This window comes from Nostoc sp., from assembly GCF_041747015.1.
Lineage (GTDB): Bacteria > Cyanobacteriota > Cyanobacteriia > Cyanobacteriales > Nostocaceae > Nostoc.
This window is the reverse complement of sequence record NZ_JBGTFY010000079.1, coordinates 1-18123: the sequence shown is the minus strand read 5'-3', so window position 1 is coordinate 18123 and position 18123 is coordinate 1. Positions and strand designations below refer to the sequence as shown.

Below are 18123 nucleotides of genomic sequence, written 5' to 3'. Positions count from 1 at the left end.
TCATTGCTAGGGCATCAATGTAGAGAGGTTCTGCATCGCTGTACCGCCCTTGACTTTTGTAGAGGAATGCTAAATTGTTCAAGCTAGTAGCCACATTGGGATGGTCGCTAGCAAACAGGCGCTTTGTCATTGCCAGGGCATCAATTAAGAGAGGTTCTGCATCGCTGTAGCGCCCTTGGCTATCGTAGAGTGCTGCTAAATTGTTCAAGCTAGTAGCGACATTGGGATGGTCGCCAGCAAACAGCCGTCTTATCATTGCCAGGGCATCATTTAAGAGAGGTTTGGCATCGCTGTAGCGCCCTTGGCTATTGTAGAGTGCTGCTAAATTGTTCAAGCTAATAGCGACATTGGGATGGTCGCCAGTAAACAGGCGCTGTTTCATTGCCAGGGCATCAATTAAGAGAGGTTCGGCATCGCTGTAAATCCCTTGGCTATTGTAGAGTTCTGCTAAATTGTTCAAGCTAATAGCGACATCGGGATGGTCGCCAGTAAACAGGCGCTGTTTCATTGCCAAGGCTTGAGTGTAGAGAGGTTCGGCATCGCTGTAGCGCGCTTGGCTCTTGTAGAGTCCTGCTAAATTGCTCAAGCTAATAGCGGCTCGATCTCTGCAATTAAACGGTTTCCCAGGTCTTCCAGATGAAGAACAATATCTCTGATGCTTTCAATCTGCTCAGAAGTTGGTGAATCGGGAAGTATTTGGGCTTTAGCTATCATGGCGATCGCAAAGGTTGTTTCTAAAACTGATTTGGTTTCGCCAGCATTCGCTAACTGCTCTTGCAAAAACCACCGCACTAAAGCATGAATTTTATAATATCCTTCTCTTTCTTCTACCAATTGCAGCAAGTTACGCCCGTAGAGTTGCTTTTTAGCTTCGTTCAATTCATTTTCTGACCAAGTTAGCTGCCTTTCTTCCTGATTTTCTGCTTTCCCTCCACCTGTCGCCACCCAAATAACCAAATCCCAAAGAATCAGTGCAGGAGAAAATAAACTCAAAAATATTCCTAGTTGTTGCGCCAGTGGGTCAAGTTCTTCCCAAGTTAAAGCAAAGGCGGCTTTGACTCCCAGTTGAATTGAGTTGAGAGTTTCCCGGTCTTGTAAAGCTGACTCTGCTAATTTACGTTTTTGCAATCGCCCAAACATCATATCTAAAGATATTTCCGGGTCGCGTACTAAATAACCTCCAACTAACTCTATCCCCAAGGGCAAATATTCCAGACATTCACAGATTGCGATCGCGGCTTGTGGTTGGTTTTCAACTCGCTTATCTCTTTCCCCCAACAGTAGTTTTAACAGTTCTACGGCTTTTCCTGGTTCTTTTTGGGGCGAGAGAACATCTAAAGAAATTTCTTGAATAACATTCCGGTCTAAATTCCGCAGTCGAGTAGTCACCAGAACTCGAAAGCGGTTATCGTTGGGAACGACTTCGCTGAAGTTGGCTAGGTTGGTTACGTCATCGAAGACGATTAAAATAGGCAAGGGAGAATTAGGATATTTAGACCAACACCAAGCAACTTGTTCTTTAAGGCTTAAAAGTTTTCCTCCTAATTCTTGGGGAATCTCAAAATCAGATTGCAACCGGAAAAACTCTAAAACTTCGGCGGCGAGATTGGTTGCTCTGTCGTTAAACCAGGTAATTCCGCCATAATCTTCTTGATATCGTCTTGCGTATTGGGTGGCTAATTCAGTTTTGCCCACGCCACCCATTCCCGCTATTGCTACATAGTCTCTGCGCTGCAAGTCTTCGTGCAGCATTGTCAGTTCGGTTTCTCGCCCAACAAAATGGAGGGAACCGCGAGGGATATATTTTGTGGGAGTTAGCTGTTTCTGCCCGTTAATAATTTGAGTGCCAATGTTAACTTGAGCGCCAGGGGCAGCAAAAACACCAATTTTTTCGGCAAACTTCCCGGAGTCTTCAGGCATACATAATAAAGTTAAATGCCATTACAGCAGTTTTCATTTATTTGAACCATATCTGTTGTAGGGGCAAGCAATGCTCATACGTGGCAACTTAAGATGAAAGCCTAGTTTGATAAGAAGAGTGAAAATTCTATGTACCACCTAGCTTTTAGATCCCCCCTAACCCCCCTTAAAAAAGGGGGGAAAGTAGAATCTCTTGCCCCCTTTTTAAGGGGGTTGGGGGATCTAAAACGAGGATAAGTTCAGTGTTTGAGCTTAAGTTTACACCAATGAGCAATGCTGTGCCCCTACAGCGTGGTCTATTATCAGATTAAAAAGACATATTTTCAATATTTCCTGTCCCTCCTGGCATTACTACCTGACCAATTTTGTCTGCTAACTTTTCTAGGTTAGGCATAGCTAGAATTTCAGCAAGTTTAGGATTTGGCTCTGCTTTCGCTGCGGCGGCCAATTCTTGTGCAGCTTGAGCTACTTCAGGATTAGCTTTAGCTGCTGATTCAACCTCTAGTACAGCTTTGCCATAATCAAGTGCTTGTTCTGGTGCTTTCTCGATCGCAGCTACAGTATAAGGAGAATGTTTTTTCAGCGTAACCAGAAACTTGCCAGTCTTATCCCATAAAGCTTCGCCTACTTTTTCGCCAGTTTTTTCTAAGGCTTTAGTGGCAATTATAGAGCCGATCGCGATCGCCGCAGTAGTTAAAGGTTCCATCTGCTATTTTGACTATGTGTATCCTATTTACTTATTAACACACCACTTTGGTTCTAAATTCCGTAACTAAGTCCCGCTATTATAAATTGGTGCAAAATTCCAATTTCATCAACAAACGGATCGGTTTCATCAACAAACGGATCGGTTTCATCAACAAACGGATTGGTTTCATCAACAAACGGATCGGTTTCATCAACAAACGGATCAGTTTCATCAACAAACGGATCAGTTTCATCAACAACGCTATTATTTTGCGCTAAACACTGACTGCATTATTATATTAAATACTAAACTATGAGGATTATACTGTACTCTAATGTAGCTTTAGTGAGTCAAACTATTTATAAATCAAAATGATTGGAATACATTTATGCCTCGCCAAAAACTTACATACCGCATTTTAGAAAAAGCTGAATTGAGAGCAGCTGGACTTGCAGCAATTGATCCCAATATGGATTTTGGGGATGCTCGCAACTTGCAAAATATGCTCCAAATAATTGAGCAATATCGTAGCAAGATCACCACTTATAATACTGCTCTAATCGTGATTGACTCTGCTAAAACCGAGATGGAACTATTGAGAAAAATTTTAGGTGATCTCAGTGAGAAGATGCTTATTGGAGTTTCTTTTAGATACGGCAAAGATAGTAGTGAATATGAAATGGCGGGTGCTGTTCGCAAAAGCGATCGCATCCGTAAAAGCACGGCAACTCGCTTAAAAGCGGTAGCAGAAGAAACAACTGATGAGAATTCTAAAACTGAGTAGTCTCATTCATTTTTAAAGTATACGGTAAGACTACAACATTGTTCATTAGTATTTTTCTTTAGTCCGCGCAGGCGGACTTAGTTTGTGTAGCCGCGAATTCCACTCCTTAAGACGCTTGGGTTAAGATCCCCCCGCCTTCGGCGACCCCCTTAAAAAGGGGGTAAATAAAAGAGATATGAGCCCCCCTTTTTAAGGGGGGTTGGGGGGATCTCCGAACATTAAATATCACCAACCCAAGCGCATTGTTCACTCCCTACTCTCTACTTTTTCCAAGGGAGTTTGACTGTAAATCGACTACCTTTGCCTAACTGACTTTCAGCATGGACAGTACCACCGTGCAACTCTACAATTCTTTGCACCATTACTAATCCTAAACCGGTGCCTGCGGAGCGACGGGTATATGAATTTTCAACTTGGACAAAGGGTTGAAATAATTTGAAAAGGTCATCGGAAAGCATACCAATACCCGTATCTACCACACTGAAAAAGATATATTCGTTTGTAGAAGTTGGCTGAACTTCAATCCAGACTTTGCCTGCGTCTGAAGTAAACTTAACAGCATTGCTCAACAGGTTAATGAATGCTTGACGGATGCGGCGTTCATCGACTTGGATGGGTTCGAGTCCTTCAGGTACTTGTACACTTAGCTGAATATTTTTCTGCAATGCCAAATATTTTACAAAGCTGAGGCTGGAGTCACATAATCCCCGAATAGATGTAGGAGCTAGTTGCAATTCTATTTTGCTGGATTCGATTTTAGTCAAGTCGAGGATATTGTTGATTAGTTCCAGTAGATGCTTGCTGTTAGATTCCAGACTATTTATTGACTGGCGGTGTTCTTCACTCAAAGATTCGCAGACTTCATTTTGAAATGTTTTTGTGATTCTAAGAATGGAGTTGAGCGGAGTCGTCAATTCATCGGTGATGTTTGCTAAGAAGGTAGTTTTGGCACAATTTGCCACTTCGGCAGTTTCTTGAGCCTCACGCAGAGCGGATTCTGCTTGTTTGCGATCGCATACTTCTAAAGTCAGTGCGACAAATTCAGCAATTGAGCTAACAAAGTTTTGCTCAATCAGTTCCCATTTACGGGGAATATTAACTTGTTCATACAATATTATTCCCACCATTTTGCCCCCAACCCAAATGGGGACTGCAATTAGGGACGCTATATTTTCCGATTCTAGTAGGTTATCCCATAATTCCTGCACCCGTGGATCGTTACGAGTCTCAGTAACGATGATGGTATGTGCAGCCCCTAGAGCTTTAAAGTAGATCGGATAATCGGCGCGATTGTATTCTAAACCTGCCGAATGTTTTTGTTTGCTACGTTCGTAGAGACTTATACATTGTAGTTTGGTGCGGTCGCCATTGAATAACCACACCCCCACTCGTTCCACTTTTAAGGCATTCGCTGCTTTTTCTGTAATAACTTTGAATGCCGTTTCCATATTTCCCTCGGAAACCGCCCTGTGATTTGCCAGTTCTACTAGTGCCAGATTATGCTGCTCTAATTTTTGCTGATTATTAAGGCGTTCTTTAATCTCTTGCTGTAACTCTTGAGTTCGTAACTCAACTTGTAATTTTAACTCTTCATTTTTGCTAGCCAGTACGGTAATGGCTTGGCGTAATTGCTGCGCCATCTCATTAAAAGATCCAGCCAGCACTTCCACTTCATGAATGCCCTGTACTATCACCCCTGAATTTTCTTCATTGGTAAAATCGGCTGAAGTTGCCTGTTTGCCAAACTCTTTTACCGCTTTGCTTAAGTCCAAAATTGGCTGAGTTATCCAACGAGCGATCGCAATCCCCAATACACTCGCTACTCCTAAGACTCCCAGAAAGATAAAAATTGCGCTTTGAGTATTGCCTTCAATCTGCTCGTTGCCAATCGATAAGTATACACTTAATCCCACAGCTAGCAGAATTTGCAGCAGAAATGGCATTATGAGGACGCGATTTAGAGGCACACCTTTAACTAGGGAAAAAAATCCGCTTTGCCCAGGATTTTGACTCATTCCCTTGTTCCCCCTGCTTCCCCTTCCTGTCTAGTCCTGAGTACAACACCTCGGCTTCGCTGTCCTGTGGGCTTATGCATACTTTGCACTCAGTCGGGTCAAGTGCCAATATAGCACTTCTGGCAAAATATCAAAACTTTAATAAAACTTTCAAGGTGACTCGTAAAATCTCTTTTCTTTTCTCAGCGCTCTCTGCGGTTTAAAAGTAATTTATCTACCCTTATTAGGCGCAGAGAACACAGAGAAAAGAGGGATTATTAGCCATTTTAGCGATCGCTGTAAGTTACTCTTCAACTTTAGACATCAGCAGCCTTGATATCTCCGCGTGTGCCAACACGGCAGCAGGTTCGCTCTGGAGAGCATTGTAATACTTTCTCTCAAAGGTATTGCCCGTCTCTAAGGGCACAATTAACCTGCGGACATCAGCAATCAACTTTTGAAAATTGTCCAGCGATATAGGTTCATCAGCTTCGAGCATTTCATCAACTTGCACAACCATCTCAGAAATGCGATGTAACCAGGCAAATTGCTCATGAGCGATGACGAGCTGAAGCAGTTCTCCACTCGATACTCGTCCACTAACCTGTTCATAAGCGATGCGTTCTGTGTCCAGTAGCATCTTGTGAAGGTATAGTAATTTGTTTCGTAAATCACGCAGGTATTTATGTTGACGTATTCTTTGTAGAAGTGTGTTAGAAGTCAATGTTATTCACCCTCTTGTTACAATAGTCTTCAATGGCTTAAATAAATTTTTGCTTTAGTATTCATCAACCTCAGTTAATATATCGGTTTCTTTGTGAGGACGCATTGCAATTGACATATTTTTTTATAGCAGTTATATCTTATATTAGATTAATCATATATTAACATAAAATTATAACCAGTATATAGATAGAAGCTATCGAGCAAACATCAATTATGGGAAAACCGTCTTAATGTCGCTAGCATACGTAATTCTAGGTCTTCTTCAGCAGCAAGAAATGACAGGCTACGACCTTAAAACGAGCTGCTTTGATCAATATATTGCTCATTTGTGGCCAGCCGATCAGGCACAAATTTACAGAACCCTCGATAAGCTAGTTGAGCAAGGCTGGATTACCTGTAGGATTGAGATTCAGCACGATCGCCCCAACCGCAAAGTCTACAGCGTGATGGAGCTAGGGAAAGCCGAATTTGTCCGATGGCTTGGGACTTACCAACCCTTACCGATTTTACGAGAACAATTACTTGTTCAGTTGCATTTTGCAGAACAGTTGCCAAATGAAACCATCATTCATTTACTAGAGCAGCAATTGGTGGCTCGAAGCGAAAAGCTTACCGAATGTAAAACCATTGATTTGCCATCACTCGGTAATGAGTCTGCTAACCGTGAGCAGGTAATGCAAAGGCTGGTGCTGGAATTAGTTCTCCGCAGAGAACAAACTTATATTGATTGGTTGAAGATTGCGATCGATGTTATCAGTGACCAAAAGCCCTACGCATCACATTACCATATTCTGTAATTTTAATAAGTCAATATAATGTGTAGATTGGGTTATCAAGAAATCTTTGCAATCAGTTTAGCGATCGCAAGCATTAGCGTTTTGCTGATGGCTAAAGTCTTTAACTCTACTCAAAGAAGTGATACATAAACTAAAAAGTCAGAAGCCACTTGTATTCTAGCTCCTGACTTTCTTTTAAATGATTCCAGTAGATTTTGTCGCTCTACTCCTGGCTGGGAGCAGCAGGTTGTGCTTGAGGTTGTTGGCGTAAACGGCGCAAAGACTCCCGCAATTTGTTTTGGCTAGTGTTTTCTCTTCGCCGCCGATTTGTAGTTGTTTGTGGCTTTTGAGATGAATTGGTAGCTGCTCGTTCACGCCGGATGCGGCGTAGGGACTCCCTAGCATTTCCTTGAGTGCGAGTTGTCCTAGCTTCAGATGATGAACCTCTGGTAGTAGTTTCTCTTCTCTGAGGTTGCAACCGCCTACTAAATCCAGATTCTACCGATCTTGTAGTTGTAGTTTCATTAGATGTGGGTGTCAACCCTCTGCGCCTACGTTTTGGAGCTTCCTCTATGGAGTTGGTAGCCGTTGTCTGCTGGGTCCTCTCTTGTGCTTGTCTTTGTTGTCTTTGTCTGTTCCGTTCTTGGACTTGGCGGTATCGCCGTGAACCTTGTATAGCAAATTCAGTGCCTATCGATACTCCTTGTCTACCACCTTCTGCGGGTTTTAATTTCCAGTCACGCGCTTGTCTCAAAGTTTCTTCATCCAAATCGCGGTTTCCACTAGAGTTAGCAATTCGCACATTGGTAACATTACCTTGTGCATCAGTATCGACAGCTACTTCTACTCTGCCTTCAACTCCTCGTCGTCTTGCTGACTCAGGATACTTAGCATTACATTCGCGGCAGGCTGCACGACCATTACCATTGCCTGAACTGTTAATTTTTGGAGGTGTTGGCACTGTTGGCGCTGTTGCTACTGTTGGACGGTTTACTGGTTCATTACCACTTCCACTGCCACTGCCAGTACCAGTTCCACTGCCAATGCCGCTACCAATTCCACTGCCAATTCCACTGCCAATGCCAGTGCCAGTTCCGCTGGTTGTACCGACAGCGATCCCACTACCTGAGCCTAAACCAACACCAGAGCCGCCACCAGCCGAAGTTGCTTTGGAATCTTCAGATAGAGGCGATCGCGGAATGGATGCAGATTTTACAGGAACTTCTGAGTTGGTAGCAATTACTCTTGACGGCGTATTTGTCGGCTGTGACTTCTGAGCGATCGCTGTACTCTGTTCAAATTGCTGCGAAACTTTTTCTATAGGCTGTTTTTGGACAATTTTCACAGGAACTTCTGAGTTGGTAGCAATTACTCTTGACGGCGTATTTGTCGGCTGTGGCTTCTGAGCGATCGCTGTAATCTGTTCAAATTGCTGCGGAACTTTTTCTACTGGTGGAGTTTCTATAGGCTGTTTTTGGACAATAAGTGGTTCTTTTTTGATTTCTTTTGGAATCTCTGTGATTGGTTTTTCTGGTTCCGCAACTATAGAATCAATGATCGCCACCTCAATTGGTTCTTCTTCTGTGGGCATCCTCGTAAAATAATTACCTACGCCTGAGGACAGTACGCCGATATGCAGCGCCAGTGAACCTATTAGACTGTAAGTCAGAAAAGACTTGAGAGCCTCAACTTCTTTGGAACGTTGCTCGACAGTAATGCCAGAAAAGCTCATAGCTATTGCTACCTATTGTCACTAATTTAGTCATCTTAGAATGTACAGTTACAAATATCAAGTAAACAATTAAAATTACTTGTGATAGCATTATCGAACCCTGAATTAGCAAAAACGTCTTTTCAAACCACCAATATCATGGTTTTTAGACAAAATTAATTTTTCTTTAAATTAGATTAAATTAATTTATGTAAAACAAACGGACAAGTAAATAAAATCATCACATTACATTTGAAAAAATTATCATTGTATTTTATTGAGAAAAAGTTTCAGCTTTCCTTGCATTCTGGTAGTCTGATTTTGTATTGTGGATGACGTTGACGTTATAGAGGCACTACATGGGAATTCAGAATTTGTTTGCAGCAGGCGGTGTGGTCATGTGGCCTCTGCTGGCGTTTTCGGTATTGGGTGGGGCCCTGATCATTGAACGGATCAGATTTTGGGTACGGATCAACAAGCGTCAAAGCCTCGTGGTGCGAGATGTTTTGAATCTCTACCGACTCGATAATGTTGTGGGTGCAATGGATAAACTTCAAAAAAACGCAGATTTGCCACTTGCACGCATTTTTCTTGCTGCTTTAGAATTGGAAGAACCAAATCCAGAGGAATTTCGTTTGGCATTAGAAAGTGAAGCGCAGGCTGAGATACCTGTACTTAAACGTTTCCAAAACATTTTCGAGACAATCATTAGTTTGGCACCACTTTTGGGTCTTCTGGGTACAGTGTTAGGATTGATAACTTCTTTTGCCTCCCTAAATGTCGGTGATGTGGGAGGTAGCAAAACGACAAATGTTACATCTGGTATTAGTGAGGCTTTGGTATCAACAGCATCAGGATTAATAGTTGCAATATTTATACTCCTATTTGCCAATTCCTTCCGGGGACTGTACCAGCGGCAAATCGCACTAATTCAGGAGTATGGTGGACAACTAGAATTACTCTACCGTCGTCGTTATCAAAGAGGAGAAAAAGCTTATGCGTCTACCAGATGAACCAGAACTTCCACTACAAATCAATATTCTGCCGATGATTGACGTGATTTTTGCAATTTTGACATTTTTCATTATGTCAACACTGTTTTTAACGCGATCGGAAGGTTTGCCAGTAAATTTACCAAAGGCGGCCACGGCAAAACAACAGCAAGTTCCCTCTAGAATTACGATCACAGTAGATGAACAAGGAACGGTAAGTCTGAACCGTAAGCCAATTGCAGTTGATGATTTAACAGCGCAAGTGCGGACTTTGATTGGTTCTAACTCAGAAATGTTAGTGATTATTAATGCTGATGAAAAAGTTGGTCACGGTCGGGTAGTGGCTGTGATGGATCGGGTACGTCAGGTTGAGGGAGCAAAGTTAGCGATCGCTACTCAAAAAAGTAAGTAGAAATACAGGCTAAATCGAATTTCCAGATGTCTGAAACCAGTTTGATTAGGCTTTGTTTCACGAGCGCATTTATGGAGTTTGACCCAAAATCTCCAAACTGACTTCAGCATTCAGGACAGGGTAAATGCCTTAAATCCTTTTACCCCTTGCCCCTTCCCCCTCCCTCTCTTTGGTAATCTGTTCCTCATTCCCTACTTTTGCGGACACATTTCCTGCACTCTCTGGGGAAATTGCCGACACATCTGCTGGAATCCTTGAGGATTAATTTGCCACCAAGCAAACAATCCTAGACTTGTACCCCCTACAAGCAACGCCAACACTCCCCCTAGCATTACCCAGCGTTTACCCCGATTAGGTTTTGTGATTAGAGTTGGTGGGATTTCTATGGTTGCAAGTGGTTCCTCTGGAATGTCTAAATCCAGCAGCGTTTCTGAACTTTCTGTGAAAGAAGTTGGTTCTTGTAGTTCTTCTTGTAGTTGTGCTTCTATAATCTCTACTGGCGGCGGCGCGGGAGTAACAGGTGCTAAATATTTTGGGGAGACACGACAATGAGTCAGAACAACCGACGTATTATCACGCCCATTTTTTTCGTTTGCCAGGTTAATCCAGTTGCGGACAGCATCTTCAACTGTAACTTGACCAGCTAACAAAGGTTTTGCATAATCCTGCCAAGATTGTTCTACCCAGTTATTATCACTTAAACCATCAGAACATAGTAGCAATATGCCATCTTCTTCCACAATGAATCGCTGAACCTGAAGACGCAAAGATTCTGCATCTCTTGTACCCAACGCCTGAGTCAAGGCAGTAGCATCTGGTCTAAGAAGTGCCTTGCGATACAAATTTCTGGCAAAACGTACTTCTCGCGTTGCCACATCATCATCTACTGTCAGTAGCTGACAATAGTTGTGAGTAATCCAATAAGCACGGCTATCACCAACACTAGCCAAGTAAAGTTCATGGGCATTGTCTGATTGCCATCCAGCAGTCGTCTGAACTCGTTGCGGCAATTGCACAGCCATTACAAGGGTTGTCGCCATGCGTTCTTTGCCTTGGCGTTTTTGCTCGTTATTGCGGGCACAAATCACGTTATTTACCACCCGCAAGCTTGCTTCTAGTTGTTCCTGCAACAACTGTGGTGGTACAAGTCCAGTTTGTTCTGTTACCTCTGCTAGTAAGGCACGAATTTGCAACTTCACAGACTGCACTGCCAACTGACTGGCAACTTCGCCGCCTTCGTGTCCGCCAATGCCATCGCAAACAATGGACAAGTGCGGCAGTAAAGGTTCATCTAGGTTATTAAAACCATTGGGGTAGCAAGCGTCTTCATTTTGCGCCATTACTAAACCGATATCTGTAGAGCCTGCCACTTTTAGGACTAATGGCAATTCTGCAGCAGATGCTAGTAGTAAACTATTGAGTTGAATATTAATAGCTTCTAACTCAATCTCAGTTTCACACATCTGTTGAACTATGTTTTGTAACTCTCTGGCTACTGATGCCTTTGCAGACGCTACCCAGAACTGCCAACACTGTCCCAGATTTTGTAAACTCACCTTCTCGGTTGCTGGTGTCTGGTAGAGTTCCAACAGTCGTACACACCAACCTTGGACTCTCAAATTCTCTGCTACCAGTAAACTGCGGCTAAGTCCTAATTCTGATAAAGGTGTCCAAAGTTGGAGAATTTGCCACAGCCAATAAACTTGTCTTACCGCCGTTGCTTGCTCCCATGCCTCAACAACAGTTGGGTAAATATCTCCTGTCTCATCTATCGGCACATTTTCCAATAACAGGATATCGATATCATCCACACCTGCCTCAATAGAACCAGCAAAGCTATAAGCCTGGGGCAGGTGTAACCTCTCTTGATATAACTGTAGATAATGAATTACTTCTTTTGGCAATTCTTCAGGTACATCTGGTGGCAATCCTGGTTGAGTATCTAACCAAACCTGGTGACTAATTACCTCATACCTGTCTGCTACCTTTGTGCCTGGTGGGATTTTGGCGGACAATGAGCCAGTAGCCCAGAGATAGCGGTGAACTAAAGGAGTTTGACAACTAGCACAAACACTATCTCCTATCGGATTAATGGGGCTATTACAGCCTGGATTTATACAATAAATTATCTGCTGAGTAGAAATCATAAAGGTATAAATTTAAGAAACCAATCAACTCATGAACTTCGATTACATTTAGCTGGCAATGACTTGAAGGCTAGAATAGACTGGATTGGTGTACCGCTAGCTACATCTTGTTACTGAATTTAATCAAAATTATTGGTAAAAACACCAAGTTTTGCTTTCTGTAAATAACTTAAGTCTGGCTGTATCTAATCGTATAAATGTATTTACGTCAATGTAGAGGCTAGGAATGGCGCTATGCCAAGTTTTACCTTAATCTGGCTTCTGGCTGGAGCAGTTTTGTGTCTAACAGAACTGTTTTTACCATCGGCGTTTGTCGCCTTCATGATGGGAATTAGCGCTTTTGTAGTAGCGCTGCTGTCTGGAGTGGGTTTGGGAAGTGTATGGTTGCAAATTGTGCTTTGGCTGTTGCTTTCCACAACACTAATTTTGCTTTCCCGTCGGTTTTTGCAACCGCGACAACGCAAATCTAAAATTCGAGATGCAGTTATAGCTGAAACCTTAACAGAAATTCCGCCTGGGAAAACAGGGCGGGTGCGGTATGAAGGAAATTCTTGGCAAGCAAGATGTGACGATGACAAATTCGCCGTACCGCCCCATCAAAGAGTTTATGTGGTTAGGAGAGAAGGTACTACCTTAATTGTGATACCAGAAAATCTGTTGAATTCTTAGGCATGGAGCATTGCTTCTTCCTTATCTGCCCTTTGACATTTAATACTTAAAAAACAGGAGACTTACAATGGAACAGCTATTTTTACTATTCTTTTTAGCCCTTGGTGGTGGTGCTTTAGCAGGAACTGTGAAAGTCGTCAATCAGGGCAATGAAGCTTTGGTGGAAAGATTGGGTAGCTATAACAAAAAACTCGAACCAGGACTAAACTTTGTTATTCCTTTCCTCGATAGAATCGTTTACCAAGGAACCATCCGCGAAAAAGTCTTAGATATTCCTCCGCAACAATGCATCACCCGCGACAATGTTGGCATTGAGGTGGATGCAGTGTTTTACTGGCGCATCGTAGATATGGAAAAAGCTTGGTATAAGGTAGAAAATCTTCAGTCGGCAATGGTAAACATGGTGCTGACTCAAATTCGCGCCGAAATGGGACAATTGGAGTTGGATCAAACTTTTACTGCTCGTTCCCACATCAGTGAACTTTTATTACAGGATTTGGATGTTGCTACCGATCCTTGGGGTGTGAAAGTGACACGGGTAGAACTGCGAGATATTATTCCGTCTCAGGCAGTGCGAGAATCGATGGAATTGCAAATGTCGGCAGAACGACGCAAACGTGCAGCAATTTTAACTTCTGAGGGGGAACGCGAATCTGCTGTCAATAGCGCTAGAGGTAAAGCTGAAGCACAAATATTGGATGCGGAAGCTCGGCAAAAATCGACAATTCTGCAAGCGGAAGCTGAACAAAAGTCGCTGGTGATGAAAGCTCAAGCTGAACGTCAGCAGCAGGTTTTGAAAGCGCAGGCGATCGCAGAGTCTACAGAAATTATTGCACAGAAGCTCCACAGCAACCCCAATGCTAATAAAGCAGTAGAAGTTTTGTTTGCTTTGGGCTATCTGGATATGGGTGCGACAATTGGTAAAAGCGATAGCAGCAAAGTCTTATTTATCGATCCCCGCACTATCCCTGCTGCTTTTGAGGGTATGCGTTCCATTATCTCAAATGGTCAGGTTGACTCTAACGAGTTGTTTTCTAAGCAAATACCAGGATTAGAAAATAACCGCCCTAATTAAGAGTGGGGAGTGAGGGACAAGGAGAAATTATTGAAAAAGTTTCTACCTTGTTTTCTCCCAATGCCCAATGCCCAATAACTAAAGTTTTACTTTAACTTTCTTCTCGGTGATAACCGTTTTTTTCACGTTTGAGGCTTTCTTCTAAAGCTTGAATTTGTTCACGACGAGCTTCCAATTCTAAGGAGCGTCGCGCTAAATCTTGGTTTTGCAACGTCAGCGATTGTCGCCAATGTTCTGCTCGCTCGGCTTCGTGCTGCAAAAAATCCGGGGTAATGCCAGTGGTAAGATAGCTTTGTACCAGATGAAGTACCCAGTTGGCGGCGTCTTCTATTCTTTCAATATCGCCTGTAGGCGAAAGTTCCACTAAAACAAGCAATTTTTCGCTCATGGGATTTCCCTTTCCTAGCAGAATGAAAGCTTCTTCAGGAATCATCGCCCACAAGTTATCAGCTTCTTGACGTGCCAACAAGCGTAACTGGTGCTGGTCTAAAAAATCATTTTTACGCACCTGGGCTAGATATAGCATGAGGGTCGCTTTGCTCCAATTCAGAATTCAAAAAAATTTAATAAATAAAAAATAAGTGCCAGAATTTATATTTTGATCTTGTTAATTGGTAATGGGTAATTGGGAATTATTAAGACTCCCATTACCCATTACAGTTATACTAAGCCACGCAGGCGATGCCTACGGCAACGCTTGAAGGCGTACGCGCAAAATTTCAGCTTGCTTCTGTGCTTCTGCTAAAGTGTCTCGCACTCCTTGTACCACGTCGGCTCTGGCTCTATCCACAAAACTAGGATTGTTTAATCTGGCGCTCAGAGATTGAACTTCCGCTTCAGCTTTACTTAGGCTTTTCTCTAGTTTGGCACGCACAAGTTCAATATCCACTACGCCGCTCAGAGGAATTAGCACTTGGATTGTACCAATTACACCAGCGTAGACGTTTTCCGGCTTGCCGTCAGGCATCGCATTTTCTGGTTCTTGTGGCTGTTCTAATTCTCTAAAAGAGAAAAATCGGCTCCATAATCTAAGTCTTGCTTGAGCAGTTAATAAATTTTGGCTAACAAACCAAGCTGTGTAACCAAAACCAACTAGTTCAAAGAAAGTTCCGACAATGGGAGTGTCATCAATGGCATTCCCTACAGCTAAACCCAATCTACCAAAGATAATCGCCACAATAATTAAGCCAATTGTCTTCAAACCCCTTTGAGGTTTTTTAGCAGCAACAGTTTGGCTTTCTTGCTTGTCAGTAATGGTTAAAGTCTGAACTTTCGCCAAATCTTTAATATAATCTTGTCCAGCAGTCAGAATTTCCCGCTCCTTCTGGCTTTCAGTTTGCAAATTCGCTGTCACTTTTACCCCTGGTTTAATATCCGCCTCAGCACGCAAGTTCCGAATTGTGCGGATAGTAGCAATCAGCAATTCAAACTGTTCTTCTAAGGCTGAATCAATCAAGTTTGCATCCACCTGGGGATAGAGTTGCAAGGCTAAAGTTTGCGGAGAATCTGCTGGTTGTTGGGTGAGAGTTTGCCAAATTTCCTCGGTAATATGCGGCATGAAAGGATGAAGTAGTTTCAAAATCCCTTCAAGTATGTAGGCGAGGGTTTGCTGTGCTACCCGCCGAGATGTCGGATCTGCATCTTGCTGAAGCCGAGATTTCACCAGTTCAATATACTGATCGCAGAAATCACCCCAAATAAATTCGTAGAGTCCCTTAGCTGCTTCCCCTAAACCGTAATTATCGATGTAATTGGTGGTTTGTTTGACAACTTGATGATACCGCGAGAGAATCCAGCGATCGCTCAATTCTATAGCGACTGGGTTCCCCAATTGTTGCGGTGTCTGTCCATCCAAATTCATCATTACAAACCGGGCAGCATTCCACAACTTGTTAGCAAAGTTGCGGGATGCCTCTACAGAAGCCGATTCATCTTTTTTGCGATCGTACTCCAACCGGATATCTTGGCCAGCGCCAGCAACTTCCCTAATTAGGGTATACCGCAGAGCATCAGTACCATATTTGTCAATTAATAACAACGGGTCAATACCATTCCCTTTAGTTTTAGACATTTTCTGACCTTTTTCATCCAGCACCAAACCGTGGATGTAAACTGTCTGGAAAGGCATTTGCCCCGTAAAGTACCCAGCCATCATCGTCATTCGGGCAACCCAGAAAAAGATGATATCAAAGCCTGTCACCAAAGTGGTAGTCGGGTAATAAGTTGCTAAATCCTGAGTTTGTTCCGGCCAGCCCAAAGTCGAAAATGGCCAAAGTCCAGAAGAAAACCAAGTATCTAGTACATCTGGGTCTTGTTCTAACTTGACATTTTCACCAAATTGTGAATTAGCTTTTTCCCAAGCTTCAGTTTCCGATTTCGCCACCACAAAGGGTGTGTTATCGGTAATTTCCCCATCCGTTTCACTGATAGCGTACCAAGCCGGAATTTGGTGTCCCCACCATAATTGCCGAGAGATACACCAATCTTTGAGTTTTACTAGCCAATCACGATAGACCTTTGTCCAGCGTTGGGGAACAAACTCTGGAGAAGTTTGCTGGTCGAGGAATTCGAGAGTTTTGTCAGCTAGGGGGCGAATTTTGACAAACCACTGAGTCGAGAGAAGGGGTTCAATGGGTACTTTACCGCGATCGCTGTAGGGAACGGTATGCTTATAATCTTCTATCTTCACCAAAAAGCCATCTGCCTCTAGGCGAGAAACCACATTTTTTCTAGCAACAAAGCGGTCTTGTCCTTGAAACTCCCCGGCATTGGCGTTGAGAGTGCCGTCTTTATTCATAATGTTGATCAACGGCAAATTGTGACGTTTACCCATGTCAAAATCGTTTGGGTCATGGGCGGGAGTTACTTTCACGCAACCCGTGCCAAAGGTGGGATCGACAAATTCATCGCCAATGATGGGAATTTCTCGTTGTAGAATGGGCAGAGTTACAGTTTTGCCAATAAGATGTTTGTAGCGATCGTCATTGGGATTAACTGCCACTGCCGTATCGCCTAGCATCGTTTCTGGTCTAGTTGTCGCCACCTCTACAAAACCGGAACCATCGGTGAGGGGATAACGGAAGTGCCAGAGATTCCCATTCACCTCTTGATTTTCCACCTCTACATCAGACACAGCCGACCCAGAAGCTGGACACCAGTTAACTAAATATTCACCACGATAAATTAAGCCTTCCTCGTAAAGACGAGTAAACGCCTCGACAACAGCTTTAGATAAACCCTCATCCAGAGTAAATCTTTCCCGTGACCAGTCCACCGAGACACCCAAGCGTCGCAGCTGATTCAGGATCGTTCCCTCAGACTCCGCCTTCCATTGCCAAGCGCGTTCTAAGAATTTCTCGCGCCCCAACTCATAGCGAGTCTTACCTTCTGTCTTGAGTTGCCTTTCCAGCATAGTATGCACAGCAATGCTGGCGTGGTCAGTTCCGGGTAGCCACAGGGTATTGCGCCCCTGCATCCGGTGGTAGCGCACGAGGGTATCAATCAACGCACTTTCAAAAGCGTGACCTATATGTAAATTGCCGGTGACATTCGGCGGCGGAATGACGATGCAGTAGGGTTCACCGCCTTTGTTGGGGTCAGCTTTGTAAATTTGGTTGTCTTCCCAGAATTTTTGCCACTTGGCTTCAGTGGAAAAGGGGTCGTAGAGACTGGGGAGATTGGGAATGGTTACGGTCATGCGGGGCAAACTAAGTATGGAAGAACTTTAATAAATTTTGCCATAGGGTTGAAGAGAGTTTATATAGAAACGAACCGCAAAGGACGCAAAGTAGAGGCAGTGTGTTGCGGAGGTTCCCCAACTTAACCCGGATTTCACGAAGCTCAAGTCCTCTCCTACCTTAAAATGACTCATTACCTTCTAGCCCCTCTCCTCAAAGACGGCATCAAACGCATCATACTCTCTTCTTAATCTTCTTTGCGCTCTTTGCGTCCTTTGCGGTACCCTAGAGAAATTATTTTGGCGATCGCACAGTAATTTAATGACATTAACAAATTGCTGATGTCAAAGCTCTGGGAGGTAATAAAATAAGGGCTTTTACATATCTTCGCATAACTTCGTTTTTTATCTATTTAGAGGATGTTTGAAAAGTCGGAAAGGGTGTAAAAAAGCTCTCTCAGTATAAGCTGTGAATAGATAATAGACAGCACCGAGAGAGTAACATGAGTAAAGCATACCCCAGCAACCTGACCCGCGCCCAATATGAATTTCT

At 43.2% G+C, this 18123-nt stretch carries 13 protein-coding genes and 2 pseudogenes; 7 read left to right on the top strand and 8 right to left on the bottom strand.

All coding sequences use genetic code 11. The features are described from left to right. Both ACEW80_RS06260 and ACEW80_RS06255 read right to left on the bottom strand, forming a co-directional pair. Positions 1-1920: pseudogene (locus ACEW80_RS06260) on the bottom strand (tetratricopeptide repeat protein); the annotation flags it as partial. Between the two features lie 307 nt (positions 1921-2227). Beyond that, positions 2228-2626, bottom strand: coding sequence for a hypothetical protein (locus ACEW80_RS06255; RefSeq protein WP_373525768.1), 399 nt, complete (start codon positions 2624-2626; stop codon positions 2228-2230). 370 nt (positions 2627-2996) lie between these two features. Here ACEW80_RS06255 and ACEW80_RS06250 point away from each other — a divergent pair, with 370 nt between their 5' ends. Beyond that, a complete protein-coding gene (locus ACEW80_RS06250; protein WP_373525767.1) occupies positions 2997-3392 on the top strand; it encodes a hypothetical protein in 396 nt (131 codons plus the stop codon). Positions 3393-3652: 260 nt separating this feature from the next. On the opposite strand, the gene ACEW80_RS06245 is transcribed toward ACEW80_RS06250, so the two are convergent. Together ACEW80_RS06245 and ACEW80_RS06240 are read right to left on the bottom strand one after the other, a co-directional pair. Next, a complete protein-coding gene (locus ACEW80_RS06245) occupies positions 3653-5407 on the bottom strand; it encodes an ATP-binding protein (protein WP_373525766.1) in 1755 nt (584 codons plus the stop codon). A gap of 283 nt (positions 5408-5690) precedes the next feature. After that, positions 5691-6026, bottom strand: a complete 336-nt coding sequence (locus tag ACEW80_RS06240; protein WP_373525765.1) for a hypothetical protein — start codon at positions 6024-6026, stop codon at positions 5691-5693. A 316-nt stretch (positions 6027-6342) separates the two neighbouring features. On the opposite strand from ACEW80_RS06240, the gene ACEW80_RS06235 reads away from it, so the two are divergent. Further along, positions 6343-6909: a PadR family transcriptional regulator gene (locus tag ACEW80_RS06235; protein WP_373525764.1), complete on the top strand. Its 567-nt coding sequence runs from the start codon at positions 6343-6345 to the stop codon at positions 6907-6909. 202 nt (positions 6910-7111) lie between these two features. Here the strand turns inward: ACEW80_RS06235 and ACEW80_RS06230 are convergent, their stop codons facing one another. After that, complete coding sequence (locus ACEW80_RS06230) at positions 7112-8620, bottom strand: TonB family protein (RefSeq protein ID WP_373525763.1); 1509 nt, start codon at positions 8618-8620, stop codon at positions 7112-7114. Between the two features lie 338 nt (positions 8621-8958). Between ACEW80_RS06230 and ACEW80_RS06225 the strand changes: the two genes are divergently transcribed. Then, a complete protein-coding gene (locus ACEW80_RS06225) occupies positions 8959-9612 on the top strand; it encodes a MotA/TolQ/ExbB proton channel family protein (protein WP_373525762.1) in 654 nt (217 codons plus the stop codon). Continuing rightward, positions 9596-10003 (top strand): ExbD/TolR family protein, encoded by a 408-nt coding sequence (locus tag ACEW80_RS06220; protein WP_373525761.1) that lies wholly within the window; start codon positions 9596-9598, stop codon positions 10001-10003. The genes ACEW80_RS06225 and ACEW80_RS06220 overlap by 17 nt, the downstream gene beginning before the upstream one ends. A 191-nt stretch (positions 10004-10194) precedes the next feature. Here ACEW80_RS06220 and ACEW80_RS06215 read toward each other — a convergent pair whose 3' ends face one another. Continuing rightward, positions 10195-12150 (bottom strand): protein phosphatase 2C domain-containing protein, encoded by a 1956-nt coding sequence (locus ACEW80_RS06215; protein WP_373525760.1) that lies wholly within the window; start codon positions 12148-12150, stop codon positions 10195-10197. A gap of 234 nt (positions 12151-12384) precedes the next feature. Between ACEW80_RS06215 and ACEW80_RS06210 the strand changes: the two genes are divergently transcribed. Together ACEW80_RS06210 and ACEW80_RS06205 are read left to right on the top strand one after the other, a co-directional pair. Continuing rightward, positions 12385-12819 (top strand): NfeD family protein, encoded by a 435-nt coding sequence (locus ACEW80_RS06210; RefSeq protein WP_373525759.1) that lies wholly within the window; start codon positions 12385-12387, stop codon positions 12817-12819. 67 nt (positions 12820-12886) lie between these two features. Then, on the top strand, positions 12887-13894 hold the full coding sequence (locus ACEW80_RS06205) for an SPFH domain-containing protein (RefSeq protein ID WP_373525758.1): 1008 nt from the start codon (positions 12887-12889) through the stop codon (positions 13892-13894). A gap of 91 nt (positions 13895-13985) precedes the next feature. Here ACEW80_RS06205 and ACEW80_RS06200 read toward each other — a convergent pair whose 3' ends face one another. After that, entirely contained in the window at positions 13986-14420 is a 435-nt protein-coding gene (locus ACEW80_RS06200) for a hypothetical protein (protein WP_373525757.1), read from the bottom strand. Positions 14421-14579: 159 nt separating this feature from the next. Further along, positions 14580-17591: a valine--tRNA ligase gene (locus ACEW80_RS06195; RefSeq protein WP_373525756.1), complete on the bottom strand. Its 3012-nt coding sequence runs from the start codon at positions 17589-17591 to the stop codon at positions 14580-14582. A 135-nt stretch (positions 17592-17726) separates the two neighbouring features. On the opposite strand from ACEW80_RS06195, the pseudogene ACEW80_RS06190 reads away from it, so the two are divergent. Next, positions 17727-17822: pseudogene (locus ACEW80_RS06190) on the top strand (GxxExxY protein); the annotation flags it as partial. Positions 17823-18123: the final 301 nt, after the last annotated feature.

What these genes read in the sequence shown, in the direction of transcription:
- ACEW80_RS06255 (WP_373525768.1), bottom strand. Translation starts at nt 2,626, where the DNA reads ATGGAACCTTTAACTACTGCGGCGATCGCGATCGGCTCTATAATTGCC.
- ACEW80_RS06250 (WP_373525767.1), top strand. Translation starts at nt 2,997, where the DNA reads ATGCCTCGCCAAAAACTTACATACCGCATTTTAGAAAAAGCTGAATTG.
- ACEW80_RS06245 (WP_373525766.1), bottom strand. Translation starts at nt 5,407, where the DNA reads ATGAGTCAAAATCCTGGGCAAAGCGGATTTTTTTCCCTAGTTAAAGGT.
- ACEW80_RS06240 (WP_373525765.1), bottom strand. Translation starts at nt 6,026, where the DNA reads ATGCTACTGGACACAGAACGCATCGCTTATGAACAGGTTAGTGGACGA.
- ACEW80_RS06235 (WP_373525764.1), top strand. Translation starts at nt 6,343, where the DNA reads ATGTCGCTAGCATACGTAATTCTAGGTCTTCTTCAGCAGCAAGAAATG.
- ACEW80_RS06230 (WP_373525763.1), bottom strand. Translation starts at nt 8,620, where the DNA reads ATGAGCTTTTCTGGCATTACTGTCGAGCAACGTTCCAAAGAAGTTGAG.
- ACEW80_RS06225 (WP_373525762.1), top strand. Translation starts at nt 8,959, where the DNA reads ATGGGAATTCAGAATTTGTTTGCAGCAGGCGGTGTGGTCATGTGGCCT.
- ACEW80_RS06220 (WP_373525761.1), top strand. Translation starts at nt 9,596, where the DNA reads ATGCGTCTACCAGATGAACCAGAACTTCCACTACAAATCAATATTCTG.
- ACEW80_RS06215 (WP_373525760.1), bottom strand. Translation starts at nt 12,150, where the DNA reads ATGATTTCTACTCAGCAGATAATTTATTGTATAAATCCAGGCTGTAAT.
- ACEW80_RS06210 (WP_373525759.1), top strand. Translation starts at nt 12,385, where the DNA reads ATGCCAAGTTTTACCTTAATCTGGCTTCTGGCTGGAGCAGTTTTGTGT.
- ACEW80_RS06205 (WP_373525758.1), top strand. Translation starts at nt 12,887, where the DNA reads ATGGAACAGCTATTTTTACTATTCTTTTTAGCCCTTGGTGGTGGTGCT.
- ACEW80_RS06200 (WP_373525757.1), bottom strand. Translation starts at nt 14,420, where the DNA reads ATGCTATATCTAGCCCAGGTGCGTAAAAATGATTTTTTAGACCAGCAC.
- ACEW80_RS06195 (WP_373525756.1), bottom strand. Translation starts at nt 17,591, where the DNA reads ATGACCGTAACCATTCCCAATCTCCCCAGTCTCTACGACCCCTTTTCC.